Source organism: Limnospira fusiformis SAG 85.79, assembly GCF_012516315.1.
Lineage (GTDB): Bacteria > Cyanobacteriota > Cyanobacteriia > Cyanobacteriales > Microcoleaceae > Limnospira > Limnospira fusiformis.
The window spans coordinates 6,169,369-6,185,887 of record NZ_CP051185.1 but is presented as its reverse complement, the minus strand read 5'-3'; the positions used below and the strand labels follow the sequence as shown (position 1 = coordinate 6,185,887).

The window sequence follows — 16,519 nt, the reverse complement described above, 5'->3', positions numbered from 1 at the left end:
GTAAATTGCGACGAAAATCGGATTTTTATGATACAATGCTTGGGGCGCTAATTATCGGCTCTATGTCCTATTTATTCAAGGGGAGGAAACACTGATAATATGTTAACTGCATTTACGGCGGGACTTTTATTGATTAGCTTGTCGGAATTAGGTGACAAAACCTTTTTTATTGCTGTTATTTTGTCAATGCGATACCCGAGAAGGCTGGTTTTTACCGGGGTGGTGGCAGCTTTGGCATCTATGACAATTATTGCTGTGGTTATGGGTCGAGTGGTGGCTTTCTTGCCGGAAATTTATCTGCACTGGGCGACGATTTCCCTGTTTGGTTTATTTGGAATTAAATTGTTATACCAAGCAAGTAAAATGCCGTCCTCTCAGTCCTGTGGTGAGGAAGAAGAGGAGGCTAGGAAGGCAGTAGCCGCGTCAAATTTAGCTAATAATAAGTCGAAGCTGCGGATATTGCTGGAAGCGTTTACTTTAACTTTCCTCGCGGAGTGGGGCGATCGCACTCAAATTGCTACCATTGCTTTAGCAGCCACTTATCACCCCGTGGGAGTAATATCAGGGGTGATTTTAGGGCATAGTATCTCAACTGCGATCGCCGTTTTGGGAGGCCGCATAATTGCGGGTCGCATTTCCGAACGCACCATTACAGCCGTTAGCGGATGTTTATTTATTGTTTTCGGCTTGGTGGCTTTAATTAATGGTGTCGAAAACGTTTCCGTTTAATCAGTTTTGGGAACTATCATGACTGGATTTTGGGGCTGTTTCTAAAGGTTTATTAACCGTAGTTTTGCCATTGCCATTGCCATTGCCATTGCCATTGCCAGTTATGATAGTGTAGCCGTTACCATTAGCATTTTCAGGGGCATAATACACAGGTTCTGAAGCCTGACGGGTGGCGGGGTGTTTATCACCCACTAAACGGGACTGTAAAGTGGTAGCAATGATATAAAACACTGGCACAATATACAAACTCAGTAGAGTGGAAACCAGCATTCCTCCCATGACGGACATACCAATAGAAACCCGACTAACTGCACCCGCACCTGTGGCAAAAGCCAGAGGCATGACCCCAAAAATAGTCGATAAAGCCGTCATCAAAATGGGTCGAAAACGGACTTTTCCCGCCTCGATCGCCGCCTGAGTAATAGACCGCCCCATTTCTCGCAGTTGGTTAGCAAATTCCACAATGAGAATCGAGTTTTTAGTCGAAAGTCCGATTAACATAATCAAACCAATGCGGCTATAAATATTTAACTCCAATTCAGCAAACCATAGCGCCCCAAAAGCACCTAATAGGGATAGGGGGACCGCTAATAAAATCACAAACGGATCCACAAAACTTTCAAACTGCGCCGCCAAAGTTAGGAAAATAAAGGCTAGGGATAACCCGAAAATGTAAATTGTCGCGTCTCCAGCTTGACTAAACTCGCGGGACTCTCCAGCTAGGTCTGTTCTCATGGTCTCAGGAATAGTGCGATCGGCTAGATCTTGGAGTGCTTCTAAGGCTTCACCGAGACTATATCCTGGGGCGGCACTACCTTCTAAAGTCGCCGACCGGAAGCGGTTAAAGTGGTTAATTTGCGGTGGTAGAGTCGAGTCACGGATAGTCACCAAATTACTGAGGGGGACCATTTGACCCGACTCCGATCGCACAGATATTTCCCCAATATCTTCAGGACTAGCCCGAAATTCCGACTGTCCCCTAACTATCACTTCATAACGTTGATTTCCCCGGTTAAAATTGGTAATTTCCCGACCACCCAGCATAATTTGCAAAGTCCGGGCTATTTCTTGCACAGAAACCCCCAAATTTCCGGCTTGGGATCTATTTACCTCTAAGACCAATTCCGGCTTATTCAGCTTTAAATCGGTGTCCATATTGACCAACTGAGGTAATTCATTCGCCGCCATAGCCAATTGTTCCGAAACTTGTGCCAACTCGCTAATATCATTTCCCTGAAGCACAAATTGTACAGGTTGACCGAGGCGACTTCCTGGTAGTGAACTCGGATTAATTGCAAATACCATGGCATCGGTAATTTGCGAAAACTTGCCAAATAAACGTCGCACGATCGCCTGTTGAGACTGTTCCGGTTCTGTACGTTCTGACCAAGGGACAAGGCTAGTAAAAGCAAAGCCTCGGTTAGCTTGGGCTGCGCCTCTCCCAAATCCGGTTAGGGTAAAAAATGCCCGCATTTCCGGGACATCAGCCAAGATTTCTTCAACTTGCTTAACCACATTATTAGTATAGTTGAGGCTGGCTCCTTCGGGAGCATTAATCGGCACAAAAATCCGCCCCCTATCTTCCGTTGGCAAAAACCCTTGAGGCAATTGTACAAATAGCCAAGCTGTGAGACCCAGAGATGCTACAAATCCCAGCAAAATCACAGGTTTAAATGAGATCAACAATCGCAAACTGGCATCATAGATATTCGCGATGCGATCGAGCAGCCAATCAAAGGCATTCAGAGGGGCTGATAGCAGCCTCATCAACAGGTTTTTACTGCTGTGGGATGGTTTTAAGATAATCGCCGAAACAGCGGGCGCTAAGGTGAGAGCAACGAAGGATGAGAAGACCACAGAAATGGCTAGGGTGATGGCAAATTCATTAAAAATCTGTCCGGTTGCTCCCCCGGAAAAACTGACTGGCACAAATACGGCAATTAGCACCACAGTAGTGGCAATTACAGCAAATACCACCTCCCCCATGGCATGAATGGCAGCCTGGAAAGGGTGCATTTTCTTCTCGTCAATATAGCGGACGATATTTTCTAAAACCACAATGGTATCATCTACCACTAATCCGGTGGCTAGGGTTAGGGCAAATAGGGTCAATACATTAATGGAAAATCCCAGAAAAAACATGGCACCAAATGCGCCAATTAATGAAACGGGAATGGTGATGGTGGGAATTAGGGTAGCCCGCCAGTTTTTCAGAAATAGGAAGATGACTAACACCACCAGGGATATGGCTAACAGGAGACTTTGCCATACTTCATCAATGGCAACTTGCACAAATTCCGAGTAGTCTACTGCTACGGTATAATTCATGCCTTCGGGGAAGTTTTGGGAAAGTTCTTTCATTCTTTCCTTAACCCCTGTAGCCACTTCTAAAAGGTTCGCGTCGGAAAGTCTACTAACTCCTATGGTAACGGCGGGTTGACCCCTAAATCTGGCAATGGTGCGATCGCTTTCTGCGCCGATTTCTGCATAGCCAATATCTCCGATGCGTATTTGTGTACCGTCGGGGTTGCGTCTGATAATTAGGTCTTCGTATTCAGGGGGGGTTTGTAGTCTTCCTAGGGTGCGGACGGGAAATTCCATGGTCTCACCTTCGATGCGACCGCTAGGGATTTCTACGTTTTGTCTCTGTAGGGCATTTTCTACATCTAGGGGGGTCACATTGCGGGCAGCCATCCGTTTAGCATCTAGCCAAATTCTCATGGCGTAGCGACGTTCCCCACCGATGAAAATACTACCGACCCCGTTAACAGTTTCTAGGGAGTTTCTCAGGAATTGGTCGGCATAATTACTGAGTTCTAATGTGCTAAAGCGATCGCCATATATGGCAATCCACATAATGCGATCGTCGTCGCTACCATCCTTAGAAACTACCGGGTTATTCACATCAGAAGGTAGTCGCCCCGTCGCCCTAGACACACGGGAGAGAACATCCTGGACGGCTACTTCTAAATCCCGTTCCAATTCAAACTCAACATTGATAGAACTTAGCCCTTCTCGACTAGAGGAGGTCATGGTTCTTAATCCTTGAACCCCGTTAATAGCCGCCTCCAGAATCTCCGTAACTTCCGTTTCTACTACTTCCGCATTCGCCCCCGGATAGGTCGTCCTAACTCTCACAATCGGAGGATCAATGCTGGGAAATTCTTGCACAGGTAGTCGGGTGAATCCCACAAAACCGACTAGGATAATTACCAGGGAACAGACCGTAGCAAAAACAGGACGTTTGATAAAGAAATTGGTAAACACAATTAACCCTCACTATTTATTGACTCTTGGACTCGACCCCAGTTAATTTTGAGGATTGATAGCTGCACCATCTGACAGTCTTTGAATACCGGAAACTATCAGTTTTTCACCCGGTCGTAAACCTTCCACCACTTCCGCATATTGGTCCCTAATTAAACCTAAGCGAATTACCTGTCTTTTGGCGGTGGGATTTTCTCCCCCTTCCGTGGTAAATACAAACCTTTCATCTCCCGAAAATTGTACGGCGGTCATGGGTACAACTACTGTGTTTGGTTTTTCATTCCAAATTACCCGCGCCCTCACGAATTGACCAGTACGGAGGAGTCCGTCAGGATTAGTAAATGTCGCTTTGGCTAAGATACTTTGAGAATTAGGATCTACCGTCGGGGAAATAAAGCTAATGCGTCCGGTTCCGATAGGTTCACCTTGGGGGTCTTGCATTTCTACTGCTAGTCCCTCTCGTAGGTCCCCTTGGCGTTCTAGGGGAATAGATAATCTCAATTCTAGGCGATCGTTTTCTGTGAGGGTGGTTAAGGTCCCACCCCGGCTCACAAAGTCTCCCGGTCTCGCCGTCACATCACCAACTATCCCCGTAAAAGGTGCTTGTACAGTCGTCTCTTGTAGCTGCACTTCTAACTGGCGAACACGGGCGGCGGCTTCCGCTACTTGGGCTTCCGCTTGGTCGATTTCTTGGGGTCTCGTGCCGCTTTCTAATCGTCTTAACGCCTGTTCAGATTGTTCGACTCCCGCTTGTCTCAGGGCTATTTCTGATTGGCGATTTTGCTGCAATTGTTCTAGTCGTCTTTCGGATGCTCTCAGGTTGGCTTGGGCGGTTTGTTTTTGCGACACTAAAGCATCAAATTCATCTCTGGAAATTGCCCCGGCTTCCGTGAGTTCTTGAAATCTAGTTACCCGTTTTTCCGCTAATTCTGCTGCTGCTATATTGGCATCTATTTGGGCTTTCGCTTGATTGATTTCTGCCAGTAAACTACCCGATTCCGCATCACTTAGGCGGGCGATAGATTCCCCTAATCTCGCACGGGCTTCCGCAATTTCTTCCGGGCGACTTCCGGCTTGTAATTCTGATACTCTGGCTTGGGTTCGTACTAGGTTGGCTTGGGCTTGTCGCAGTTGCGCTTCTAGGTCATCACTTCTTAAACGGGCGATCGCCTGCCCTTGATTTACTATTTCTCCTGACCTAACATATACTTGGGTGATTCTCCCGTCTATTTCCGATCTTACTTCCACCGACTCCCGCGCTTGTAGCGTTCCCACAAATTCCCCAGCGTCCTGAAAGTTCCTAGTTTCTATGCTGCTGACTCTCACCGGAACTCCCCTCGGTCTTTGGGGGGAATTAGTCGCCGCCGCTGGGGTAGTGTCCGCTTGCGCTTTACTAGAGTACCACCACTGACCCCCAGCAAAGCCTACTCCTAGGGCGAGTAATATTCCTACCGTGGCTGATACCCAATTGGATTTATTACTAGGTTCTGATTGCGAATGGCGATCGCTTTCTATCTGCTTTTGGTCTTCTCTTTGTGACTGTTCAGGTATCCCCTCAACTGCCACGACAGACTCATGATAATTCGGGTTTGATGATTCTGATGATGGATAAGACATAATAAATTGTAGTATGATTATAAGATTTTCTCGAAAATTAGCGACCCGATAAATTTACCTGGTCTACTGCCATTGTACCTGACAGCTATTTAAATTTGTTATCTATCTTCCGACAGAGAATCCACTCCCTCTATTTCCTGCTGCAAATTATCGTAGGTTTGACTCAGCCATTTTGCCTCCGATTCCAACACAAAATTCGCCCTTTTCCAGATATCTAATTGATAGGAATCAATCGGCACATATTCAACCTCTTTATGATTCAGATATTTCATCCTTTCCTCACAAGCTCTGAGGCGATATTCTAGCAACAACAGGCGGTTTTGTAGATTTAAGTCACTAAAAAAGAAATACTTAATTAGAAACCTAGAACGGCTTTTAACCCAGCTCTCTTGTGGCTGTTCTAGCATTTTGTATAACCATCGCTCACGTCCAGCCGCGGTAATACCATAAACCTTCCGACTCGAACCCGCGTCCCCTGCCTCTTCTAGGATAACTTGAATATATCCCCGTTCTTCCAAACGTTTCAGCAAGGGATAAATTGCACCATAGTTAACACTGATACAACTTCCCATAAACAGCTCTAGGCGCTGCTTCAGTCGATAGCCGTGTAAAGGTTCGCGCTGTAGTAGCCCTAATGCAGATAGTTCCAACATTATATCAAATTGATACTTGTGTTGACAATATAGCCAATTTTCGCCTACCAGTCAAGAAATAGGCTAAAAAAGTTGGCGATCGCCTTTAGTCTCAGGTTTTCTCTCCCCCTCTGTATGGCAGATCCACCCATACCAACCACCACAAAACAGTATCAATCATCTCATAAAAAGGTGCTGACCTCCCAGCCTGGTGGATAAACTCAAGGTTTTATGGAACCCATAACCAAACCCCAGGGTTTAATCGAGGTTTAAGTTTTATCAGTTGAGGGTTGACAGTCTAAGGTTTAAGGGTTGAGGATTAAAGATTAATCGTTGACCGCTAAACTTTAAGCCAGATAACCGAGATGGTATGCTTCGCCAAGAAGATCCATCTCTGAGCCATAAATTTAGAGTTTTTCGAGAGACCAGCACCTAATTATTGATGCTCGATAATAAATAGGCTAATCAGGAATGTTAATCAAAGTGCGGGCGTTGCTAATAGAAAGCACCCGGTCTACAGTGGATTTAAACTCCTCCACAAACTCTTGGCGGCGATCGCATTCCCAAGTCAAATTGGTAGGGTCAAGTATTTCTACTCCCTCCCGCCCCAAAAAACTATCAGCCAGGGATTGATACTTTTCCGAAGCCGCATTTTTGCCTAATACTTCCATCGCCAATTTATCCAGTCTTTCCTTTACCCGCGCCTGCGCTATGTCAAAATCTTTGCGCGCCGAAGTATAAGCCGATTGCATCGTATTCAGAACTGACTCATAATAGGCGATAAAGTTTTTCATCTCGATCGCTTCAGCCACAGTCATTTCTTCCCCCGCTACCGATACCATGGTCACCGCATTAGACAAAACCACTGCCCTTTTAATTGTACGCCGACGGGCAATTAAAGCATCCACTTTTTGCACCGCCGCCCGTGCTTTAGTGTTATACTCATCCCGGTTTCTGTAGCCCACAGGAGTTTTTCCCACTTCTACCACAGTGATTAATGTATTACCTTCTAAAGCCGTTCTAGCTGATTCTATGCGCTTACCCAGTAGCGTTAATTCTGCCAAAGCATCTGTTACCGTCATTTCAGCCATTGAACTCACCTCTGTAAAGATTGTCGCCCCTTACCAGATAGACAGAATCCCGAATTAACAGCCCCATAAAAATTAGTAGCTAACCCATTATATACCAACATCGCAGTAAATTAACTCATGAATCTTAATGATATTATTGATGCGATCGCCATTCAGCGTAAATTGCTGTCACCTCAGCAAGCAATCCTAGTCGCCATTTCGGGAATTGATGCTTCTGGAAAAGGCTATATCGCCGCCCAAATTGTCAAAATACTTAGCCAGGGAAATCTGCGGGTAGCCAGCATCAATGTTGATGGGTGGCTTCATCTACCCCACCAAAGATTTAGCCAGACTAACCCCGCCGCCCACTTCTATCAATATGCGATTCGCTTCGACCAGTTATTTAGCCAATTAATCTTTCCCCTGCGCCAACTGCGATCAGTGTCTATTGACGTTGATTATACTCAAGAAACCGCCACAGAATATCAAAAGCATAGATATAAATTCGACAATATTGATATAATCGTCTTGGAAGGAATCTTTTTGTTAAAACAAGAGTTCCAGTCATACTATGACCTTTCTTTTTGGGTTGAATGTACTTGGGAAACCGCATTAGAACGAGCTATTGTGCGATCGCAAGAGGGTTTATCTCAACAAGAAACAGTTCAAGCATATCAGGCCATCTACTTTCCCGCCCAAAAAATTCACTGGGAACGAGATCAACCTAGACAAGCAGCCACAGCAAGTATTAATAACGATTTTCGACTAGCATCGCCGGGACTCAAGCCAGACCCTAGCCCTTGAGTTCATCTATTTAGCCTGAATCTCAAATATTTTAACTTGCTGATATTTCCAGAGCCTATATATCTCCAACATCCCTATATAGGCAAGTTTATGATATATATTACCCAAGTCCAGAGCCCAACAGCAACCTTTTGAACTATGGGCTTGTGATGAACCAACCTGAAAGCCTTTTATTTCCCTGTTAATGTTTTATACACCACTGATTAATGATTGAATCTAAACGACAAACCATCAAACTACAATGGCGCATATTGATAGGATATGCTATACCCATTTTACTCTCTTTTGGAGTAGTATCAGTAATCTACTACAAAGCTACCAACGTCGTCGAACTCACCGCCGCAGTCGAGACCACTCAACTGCAAATGGAAGGAGTTGATCAAATAATTGTTGGCATTTCTAAAATGTTGCGAAATGTGCGAATGAGCCTTTTATTTCCCCAGTCAGAAGACTACGAAACTCTCTATCAAGAAGGCTTTGAGCAGTTCACCACTAATTATGAAAATTTGATGAGGCAGATTGATGATCCCAGTTTGAGGGATGAATTAACCAGAATTAGACGAGCTGGTAATGAGATTGATCGCATTTCCAGAAACGTATTTGATCTGATTGAGAACAATCAATTACCCCAAGCCCAGGCACAAGCCCAAGCCCTCAGTGTCAGTGAGTTAGCAGCTACAGGAGAAAATCTTGACCAGCAAAAGCAACAGCTTCTCAATGCTAAATATAGAGAGTTGGAAAATGCCATGAATACTCTCACTATGATCGCTGCATTGGGAATGTTCATAGCTGCGACTTTAGCTATTATTTTGGCTCTGGTAATTTCCTCCCGCATTAGCCGGACTATTAATGATAGTATTAGTATAATTGCCAGTTCTTCTAATCAGATTGCTAGTACCACAGAACAACAAGAACGCAACGCCAGCCAACAGGCCGGAGCAATTAATCAAACTACTGCTACAATGGATGAGTTAGGGGAAGCAGCCCGGTCAATGGCAGAACAGGCAGAATCCTCCGATGAAAGCGCCCGTAAAGTCTTGGGTCTCGCTCAATCTTCCATCGAAAGCGCCCAGCAAGTCCTCACTCTCGGTCAGTTTTCTTCTGAAAGCGCCCAGCAGGTGTTAAAACTTGCTCAGTCCGAAACGGAGGCGGTACAGCAAACCCTAGAGAAAATGTTAAATCTCAAGGAAAAAGTAGAGGCTATTGCTGATCAAATTGTTCGACTCAGCCAGCAAACTGAACAAATTGGCATGATTACTAATATGGCTGCTGATTTGGCTAACCAGACTAATATGTTAGCATTGAATGCGGCTGTAGAGGCTGCCCGTGCTGGCGCTCATGGTAAAGGTTTTGCAGTGGTAGCCACGGAAATCCGCAAATTGGCAGACCAGAGTAAACAGTCAGCCGAAAAAATTACCGTTTTAGTTAATAATATTCAAAGGGCGATCGATAGTACCGTATTAGTCACTAATGAAGGTAGCAAGACTACAGAACAAACTATCGAACTTTCCCAGGGGACTGTTAATGCCTTTGAAAAAGTTACCGAAGCCATTAACCCCGTTTTAAAAGCCTCTACAGATGTCAGTGATGCCATTAATCATGTGATTATTAGCAACCAGGAAGCCACCCTAGAGGCTGTTAATGAAGTGGTTTTAAATTCCCAACAAATCTCTCTGAGTTCCCAACAACAAGCCCAAGCAATTCACCAAGTCTTCCAGGCTATGAATAGTCTTAATCAAAGTGCCGCTGAGACTGCTAACGGCTTGCGAGAAACTAAAATCGGTATTCAACGACTTAATCAAGTTGCCCAAAATCTCAAGTCGGAAACCTAGAAATCAACCTCAACCAGGGGGCCACTGCATGGCCCGACCTCCCAAAATATGAATGTGAAGATGATCTACAGTTTGTCCACCATCAGAACCATTATTAATGACTACACGATAACCATTAGTTAACCCAGCTTCCTGGGCTACTTGTTTCACCTTCAGCAGTAAATGTCCCATCAGCCCATGGTCATCGGGGCTGGCTTCCTCTAATTTAGGAATTGGTTTTTTGGGAATTACCAAAATGTGAACGGGTGCTTGGGGTGCAACGTCTCGGAAGGCTAACACTAGGTCATCTTCATAGACGATATCCGCTCGAATTTCCCGCCGGATGATTTTCGTAAAAATTGTTTCTGAATTGCTCATAATTTGGTCCCCAAACTGTCGTATTATACAATGATACCCCCGAATTGACAAGGGCAAATTAGCTCTGAACTCTTAAAAAAAGTTTAATTTTGGGCACTATAATTAATACACCTAAATTGCTATTGAATTCCTCAGCCAGGAAAGGGGCTGCTCAACTCCTGATCCGAGCCAGCTTTGGCCAGAAAACCAGACTATTAAATTCTACTTTGTCCTACTTAATCCTACTTTGTCCTACTTAATCCTACCTAATGTAGGCATCCAAGCATATATAAGGACAAAAACTGGATACTAAATCCTACTTTTTACTATTTACAAATACTGTATTTTGAGTTATTAATAGTATAAGAAAAAAAAGAGGTTAGTCAGCAAATAGCTCTGTATTCGTTGAAAGTTAAATCCGAAAATCCGTCGTAGGTGGTGATTGAAAATTACTGCTAGAAAGAAAAATAACACCTGCGACTGTCCACTAGATTTCCCGATTAACAACTGTATAGATAGTACGTGCAACCCAGATGGCTGTAATTATTTTGTGTCAAGATTTCTCATTTTCCGGTCATGTATAGTCTGCCAATTATGTATGTAGTTTGGAGTTGTGGATAGCGCCCCATCTGTGAACTGTGTTGGTCAAGGTAAATTACCCACAGATTTGGCGGTGTTTATCGGGGAATATGCTGGTTGCTAATTTGTGAGACTGCCTCAAGCCTAAAGAACTGAACAAGAGGAAACTTAAAGATATGGTTTCAACTGTAGAAAGACCCACTAAACTGACATCACCTACAGACAACAGTAGTGGTAGTATAACTCCCGAATGGAAAGGATTTAAACAGGGTAAATGGACAAAAGAAGTAAATGTTCGTGATTTTATCCAAAAAAACTACAGTCTTTATGAAGGAGATAGCGGGTTTTTAGCTAATGCTACAGAACGCACCAATAACCTCTGGGATCAGGTAAAGGAACTGATGGCAGAGGAACGCAAACAGGGCATTTTAGACGCAGAAACTAAAATTCCTTCTGGGATTACTGCTTATGGTGCGGGCTATATAGATCGCAGTTTAGAGCAAATCGTGGGTTTGCAAACTGACAAACCTCTGAAACGAGCGATTATGCCTTATGGTGGTATTCGGGTAGTGAAAAAATCCCTAGAAGCCTACGGCTATGAACTGGACCCAGAAACAGAAAAAATCTTTACTCAGTATCGCAAAACCCACAATGATGGCGTTTTTGATGCTTACACGCCAGAAATTCTCCTAGCGCGCCATTCTGGACTGGTGACGGGATTACCAGATGCTTATGGTCGCGGTCGCATTATTGGTGACTATCGGCGGGTGGCGCTGTATGGAGTCGATCGCCTAATTTTAGACAAGAAGGAGCAACAAGCGTCTCTGGAATTAGACGCAATGGACTCAGAAACCATCTCGCGGCGCGAAGAAATCTGCGAAGAAATCCGATCGCTCCAAGAACTCAAAGAAATGGCAGCATCATACGGGTTAAACATTGGACGACCCGCCGCCACCGCCCAAGAAGCGGTACAGTGGACTTATTTTGGCTATTTAGCAGCAGTCAAAGAACAAAATGGCGCGGCTATGTCTTTGGGACGGGTATCTAATTTCTTAGATATCTACTTCGAGCGAGATTTGCAAAATGGCACTCTCACGGAAAGTGGCGCTCAGGAAATTATCGACCATTTCGTGATGAAATTACGGATGGTGCGGTTCCTGCGGGCTCCTGAATACAACCAACTATTTTCTGGTGATCCTACCTGGGTGACAGAATGTATTGGCGGTATGGGTGAAGATGGTCGCCCCTTAGTCACAAAAAACAGTTTCCGGTTCTTACACACACTCTACACATTGGGTGCTGCTCCTGAACCCAACCTGACTATTTTATGGTCGGAACGTCTCCCAGAGAACTTTAAGCGCTACTGTGCGAAAGTCTCCATTGAAACCTGTTCTACCCAGTATGAAAATGACGATTTGATGCGGGCAGAATATGGGGATGATTATGGCATTGCTTGCTGTGTTAGCGCCATGAAAATCGGTAAGCAAATGCAGTTTTTCGGCGCACGGGCGAATTTAGCCAAGGCGCTGCTGTATGCGATTAATGGCGGTAAAGACGAGACCACAGGCGAGCAAATCGGCCCCTCATGGCTTCCAGTTCAGGGCGATTATCTGGAATATGATGATGTGGCAGAAAAATTCGATCGCTGTTTAGAATGGTTGTCTCGTTTGTATGTCAACACCCTGAACATTATTCACTTCATGCACGATAAATACGCATACGAGCGGATTGAATTGGCACTGCATGATCGTGATGTATATCGGACGATGGCTTGTGGTATGGCGGGTCTGTCTGTGGTGGCTGATGCTTTCTCTGCTATTAAATATTCTCGGGTCAAAGTTATCCGCAATGACCAAGGTTTGGTAGTGGATTATGAAATCGAAGGGGATTATCCCAAATTCGGTAATAATGACGATCGCGTTGATGATATTGCTGCCAATTTGGTTAAGCAATTCATGAACAAAATCCGTCAGCACAAAACCTACCGCAACTCAGTTCCTACCCAGTCAATTCTCACCATTACTTCTAATGTGGTTTATGGTAAGAAAACTGGTAATACTCCAGACGGTCGGAAAGCTGGCGAACCTTTTGCACCGGGTGCTAATCCTATGCACGCACGGGATACACAAGGAGCGATCGCCGCTTTGGCTTCCGTCGCGAAACTCCCCTATGAGCATTCTCAAGACGGGATTTCTTACACCTTTTCCATTGTGCCACAAGCATTAGGAAAACAGGAAAGCGATCGCATCAGCAACCTCGTGGGAATGTTAGATGGTTACTTCGCCGACGACGGTCATCATATTAACGTCAACGTCCTGAACCGGGAAACCTTGGTCGAAGCCATGGAACATCCCGAAAAATATCCACAACTGACCATTCGTGTATCCGGTTACGCCGTCAACTTTATCAAGCTGACCCGCGAACAACAATTAGATGTGATTAATCGTACTTTCCATAGTCGCATCTAGGGATTTATACACCGGGTTAATCAGCAGTAAAATGTGATTAACTCGGTTGCTGTCCATCATTAGTTAGTCTGTAATAACCCGGTTTTAATCAATCCGGGTTTCTGTTGTCTCTCATCGCAATTATGTCTGATTCTCAAAGTCAAATATTCGGTCAAATTCATTCCTATGAAAGTTGCGGCACCGTAGACGGTCCAGGAATTAGATTTGTGGTGTTTACCCAAGGTTGTCCTCTGCGCTGTCTTTATTGTCATAACCCCGACTGTCAAGAAGTAGCAGGCGGTCAACAAGTCAGCGTCGAAGAAATCATCCAACAAGTAGTCAAATATCGCTCCTATATGCGGTTTTCTAATGGCGGTATTACCGTCACTGGCGGCGAACCTTTAATGCAGCCAGAATTCGTCGCTGAAATCTTCCGCCGCTGTCGGGAATTGGGGATTCATACAGCCTTAGATACCTCTGGTTATATCCCCCTGAATGTAGCTAAACCAGTGCTAGATTATACCGATTTAGTGCTTTTAGATATCAAATCTTATCACAGCGAAACCTATCGGAAAGTCACCTGTGTTTCCGTAGAACCAACCCTGAATTTTGCCAAGTATTTACATGAGATTAATAAACCGACATGGGTGCGGTTTGTGTTAGTACCAAATTTAACTAATGACATCAATAATATGGAAGCATTAGCTAAGTTTGTGTCCGGCTTCACCAATGTAGAAAAAGTCGAGATTTTGCCCTTTCATAAAATGGGTGAATATAAATGGGAGGAAATCGGCTACGAATATAAACTTAAAGATACTCCCGAACCCACCCCAGAACAAGTCAGCACAGCTATAAACATCTTTGAAAAGTATGGTTTGGCGGTGGTAGCTTAACACTTACTACCAGCGTTAATCTGACTTAATTTTAAAGCGATCGCTCCTCATTCACCCCCCAAATCAGTCACCCTTTTTTCCCGATTAGAGAAACTTTGAGTAATTTGATAGAGCAGAAATAAAGATACAATAATCCCCACAAACTCCGCCGCCATAGCATTAAGAGCAGCCTGTAGTGTAATCATATCCATAGGTACAATAATCGGACCGCTGCGACTTAAAATAGTCGCTCCCTCACTCGGATTATAAATCGTGGCGGCTCCCGGTGGCACAGACAGCATTCTAAATAATAGAGCCCCCACCTTCCACATTGCCACGACCATAGCACAAATCATACCCGCTATATTAGTTCCTAACCCAATCCAAAGAGAGCGAGTTACACTAGCCTTACTCGGACGACGGTCTGGGTCAGTCAGTTGATCACCAATTCGGGTATAGTGAAAACACCAGTAAATGGTAAACCCTAGAGCCAACAAACAGCCATAAGCCAGAACTAAACCCACAAATGATTGTCCGAGTCTATTTCTGGCGGGACTGAGAAATAACGCAAACAACAACAGAAAAATGGGTACAACCCCAAAAAAAACCTGCAAACATAAGCCGATCAACCCTCCCTTTTGAAAAGCCAAGGCAATTTGATTAATATGGGACGGAGATGATTGGAAATTAACTTGCTCAGACATTGCCCATAAATTCCTAGTGAATCACAGTATTCTAGCGGTTCGATTAAATGGAGGCAACATGAATTTTTTCGATAAACTAATTAGCAGCATTGAGCGCAACCAAAGTTTGCTCTATGTGAACCTTGACCCCGACCCGGAAGTATATCCGCCTAACTTTGAGAATGAGCAGGGCCTAGGGTTGGTCGATGATGGTAAACTCGTGGAGGAGTGGTATCGATGGTTAAAGGCGATCGTAGAGCAAACCGCCAACTTAGTTTGTGCCTATAAACTAACTTTAAATACCTATTTAGGGCTTGGCTTGTCCGGGTGGCATCTTTTACAGCAGATTTTAGACCATATCCCCTCTACAATACCCGTCATTCTCGATGCTAAACACGCTGATCTCAATAGCGCCAGCCTGTTTGCGCGCATGATTTTTACAGAATGGGGGGTTGATGCTTGCACCGTATCCCCCTACACCGGACAGGATTTGGTCACACCCTTTCTGGTCTATCCTAATAAAGCAGTATTTGTCCTGTGTGCGACTGCTAACCCCTCCGCTAACCTACTCCAAGAATATCCTAACCCCGCACATCCTCTTTACTTGGAATTGGTGCGAGCTACCCAAACCTGGGGAACTCCAGAACAGGTCGGGTTAGAGGTCGGGGTCATGGCGGATATGTTAGCACGAATTCGTCGCCAAGCTCCAGAGCGTTTGATTTTGGTTCAGGGAAATAGTGCTGAGGAAAACGATCTAACCGAACAAGATGATCTGATCCAAATTCTGGCCGCGGGTTTGGGTGCTGACGGTGCGGGTCTATTGCTACCTCTACCACCACGTTTATTGCAACGGGGAACTGTCACAGAGGCGGTGCGGTCTTTGCGAGATGCTATCAATGACGAACGCCTGCGGGTTATGCAAGGTAGTCCTAGCTGTGACCTGTGGCTTCCTGATGTCTGTTTCTTGGAAAATGAACCCCACCGCGACCTGATTCTGCAACTTTATGATATTGGTTGCATTATGTTTGGCGACCATGTGCAATCATCAGGAGAGGTTCTCCCCTATTATATTGACTTGCGCCGGATTATTTCCATGCCCCAGATTTTTCATCAGATTGTGGGAGCATACGCAGAAATTCTCCAAAATCTTAATTTCGATCGCATTGCGGGTATTCCCTATGGGTCTCTACCTACAGCCACTGGTTTATCTCTCCGTTTAGGACGACCTATGGTGTTTCCACGAAAGGAAGTCAAAACCTATGGCGCTAAAAGGGCGATCGAAGGGCATTTTCAGTCAGGGGAACTCGTTGTCGTTGTCGATGATATCCTCATTACTGGCAATAGTGTCATGAAAGGAGCCGCCACATTACAAGCCGCAGGACTAAGGGTTGAGGATATTGTGGTATTTATCGATCATGGTCGCCAGGTCATGGAAAGGTTGACAGAAAATGGCTATCGTGGTCATGCGGTATTAAGTCTCGATGAAATTTCCCAAACCTTATACCAGGCTAACCACATTTCATCTCAACAATTTAAACTGTTCCAACAGCACATCTAGTTGACTATTATAGTCATTTATTCCCTCCATTGGGCTATATTGACATGACTTATCAATAAACTTAATGCGATCGGTTATGATATAATAGCACTT

General features: G+C 44.7%; 12 protein-coding genes. 6 read left to right on the top strand and 6 right to left on the bottom strand.

Translation table 11 applies throughout. The annotated features are described in order from the left end of the window. The first annotated feature begins 99 nt into the window (after nucleotides 1-99). Complete coding sequence (locus HFV01_RS28845; RefSeq protein ID WP_006668982.1) at nucleotides 100-729, top strand: TMEM165/GDT1 family protein; 630 nt, start codon at nucleotides 100-102, stop codon at nucleotides 727-729. Here the strand turns inward: HFV01_RS28845 and HFV01_RS28840 are convergent, their stop codons facing one another. The 4 genes from HFV01_RS28840 to HFV01_RS28825 all read right to left on the bottom strand — a co-directional run bounded on the left by HFV01_RS28840 (nucleotide 730) and on the right by HFV01_RS28825 (nucleotide 7,336). Continuing rightward, nucleotides 730-3,996: an efflux RND transporter permease subunit gene (locus tag HFV01_RS28840; RefSeq protein ID WP_193520666.1), complete on the bottom strand. Its 3,267-nt coding sequence runs from the start codon at nucleotides 3,994-3,996 to the stop codon at nucleotides 730-732. Nucleotides 3,997-4,038: 42 nt separating this feature from the next. Continuing rightward, nucleotides 4,039-5,613: an efflux RND transporter periplasmic adaptor subunit gene (locus tag HFV01_RS28835; protein ID WP_193520665.1), complete on the bottom strand. Its 1,575-nt coding sequence runs from the start codon at nucleotides 5,611-5,613 to the stop codon at nucleotides 4,039-4,041. A 98-nt stretch (nucleotides 5,614-5,711) separates the two neighbouring features. Beyond that, a complete protein-coding gene (locus tag HFV01_RS28830) occupies nucleotides 5,712-6,266 on the bottom strand; it encodes a PadR family transcriptional regulator (protein ID WP_006622704.1) in 555 nt (184 codons plus the stop codon). Between the two features lie 440 nt (nucleotides 6,267-6,706). Beyond that, on the bottom strand, nucleotides 6,707-7,336 hold the full coding sequence (locus tag HFV01_RS28825) for a hypothetical protein (RefSeq protein ID WP_006622702.1): 630 nt from the start codon (nucleotides 7,334-7,336) through the stop codon (nucleotides 6,707-6,709). Between the two features lie 117 nt (nucleotides 7,337-7,453). Between HFV01_RS28825 and HFV01_RS28820 the strand changes: the two genes are divergently transcribed. Both HFV01_RS28820 and HFV01_RS28815 read left to right on the top strand, forming a co-directional pair. Next, nucleotides 7,454-8,119 (top strand): uridine kinase family protein, encoded by a 666-nt coding sequence (locus HFV01_RS28820; protein WP_006668986.1) that lies wholly within the window; start codon nucleotides 7,454-7,456, stop codon nucleotides 8,117-8,119. 206 nt (nucleotides 8,120-8,325) lie between these two features. Beyond that, complete coding sequence (locus HFV01_RS28815; RefSeq protein ID WP_193520664.1) at nucleotides 8,326-9,951, top strand: methyl-accepting chemotaxis protein; 1,626 nt, start codon at nucleotides 8,326-8,328, stop codon at nucleotides 9,949-9,951. Nucleotides 9,952-9,960: 9 nt separating this feature from the next. Here the strand turns inward: HFV01_RS28815 and HFV01_RS28810 are convergent, their stop codons facing one another. Beyond that, the gene (locus HFV01_RS28810) at nucleotides 9,961-10,308 is read right to left on the bottom strand and encodes a histidine triad nucleotide-binding protein (RefSeq protein WP_006668987.1); all 348 of its coding nucleotides are present in this window, start codon (nucleotides 10,306-10,308) and stop codon (nucleotides 9,961-9,963) included. A 734-nt stretch (nucleotides 10,309-11,042) separates the two neighbouring features. Here HFV01_RS28810 and pflB point away from each other — a divergent pair. Together pflB and pflA are read left to right on the top strand one after the other, a co-directional pair. Then, a complete protein-coding gene (gene pflB / locus HFV01_RS28805) occupies nucleotides 11,043-13,334 on the top strand; it encodes a formate C-acetyltransferase (RefSeq protein WP_006622698.1) in 2,292 nt (763 codons plus the stop codon). A gap of 122 nt (nucleotides 13,335-13,456) precedes the next feature. Continuing rightward, nucleotides 13,457-14,206: a pyruvate formate-lyase-activating protein gene (pflA, locus tag HFV01_RS28800; RefSeq protein WP_006668988.1), complete on the top strand. Its 750-nt coding sequence runs from the start codon at nucleotides 13,457-13,459 to the stop codon at nucleotides 14,204-14,206. 47 nt (nucleotides 14,207-14,253) lie between these two features. Here pflA and HFV01_RS28795 read toward each other — a convergent pair whose 3' ends face one another. After that, nucleotides 14,254-14,889 (bottom strand): DUF3611 family protein, encoded by a 636-nt coding sequence (locus tag HFV01_RS28795; protein ID WP_006622696.1) that lies wholly within the window; start codon nucleotides 14,887-14,889, stop codon nucleotides 14,254-14,256. Nucleotides 14,890-14,947: 58 nt separating this feature from the next. Here HFV01_RS28795 and HFV01_RS28790 point away from each other — a divergent pair, with 58 nt between their 5' ends. Then, entirely contained in the window at nucleotides 14,948-16,426 is a 1,479-nt protein-coding gene (locus HFV01_RS28790; RefSeq protein ID WP_006622695.1) for a bifunctional orotidine-5'-phosphate decarboxylase/orotate phosphoribosyltransferase, read from the top strand. Nucleotides 16,427-16,519: the final 93 nt, after the last annotated feature.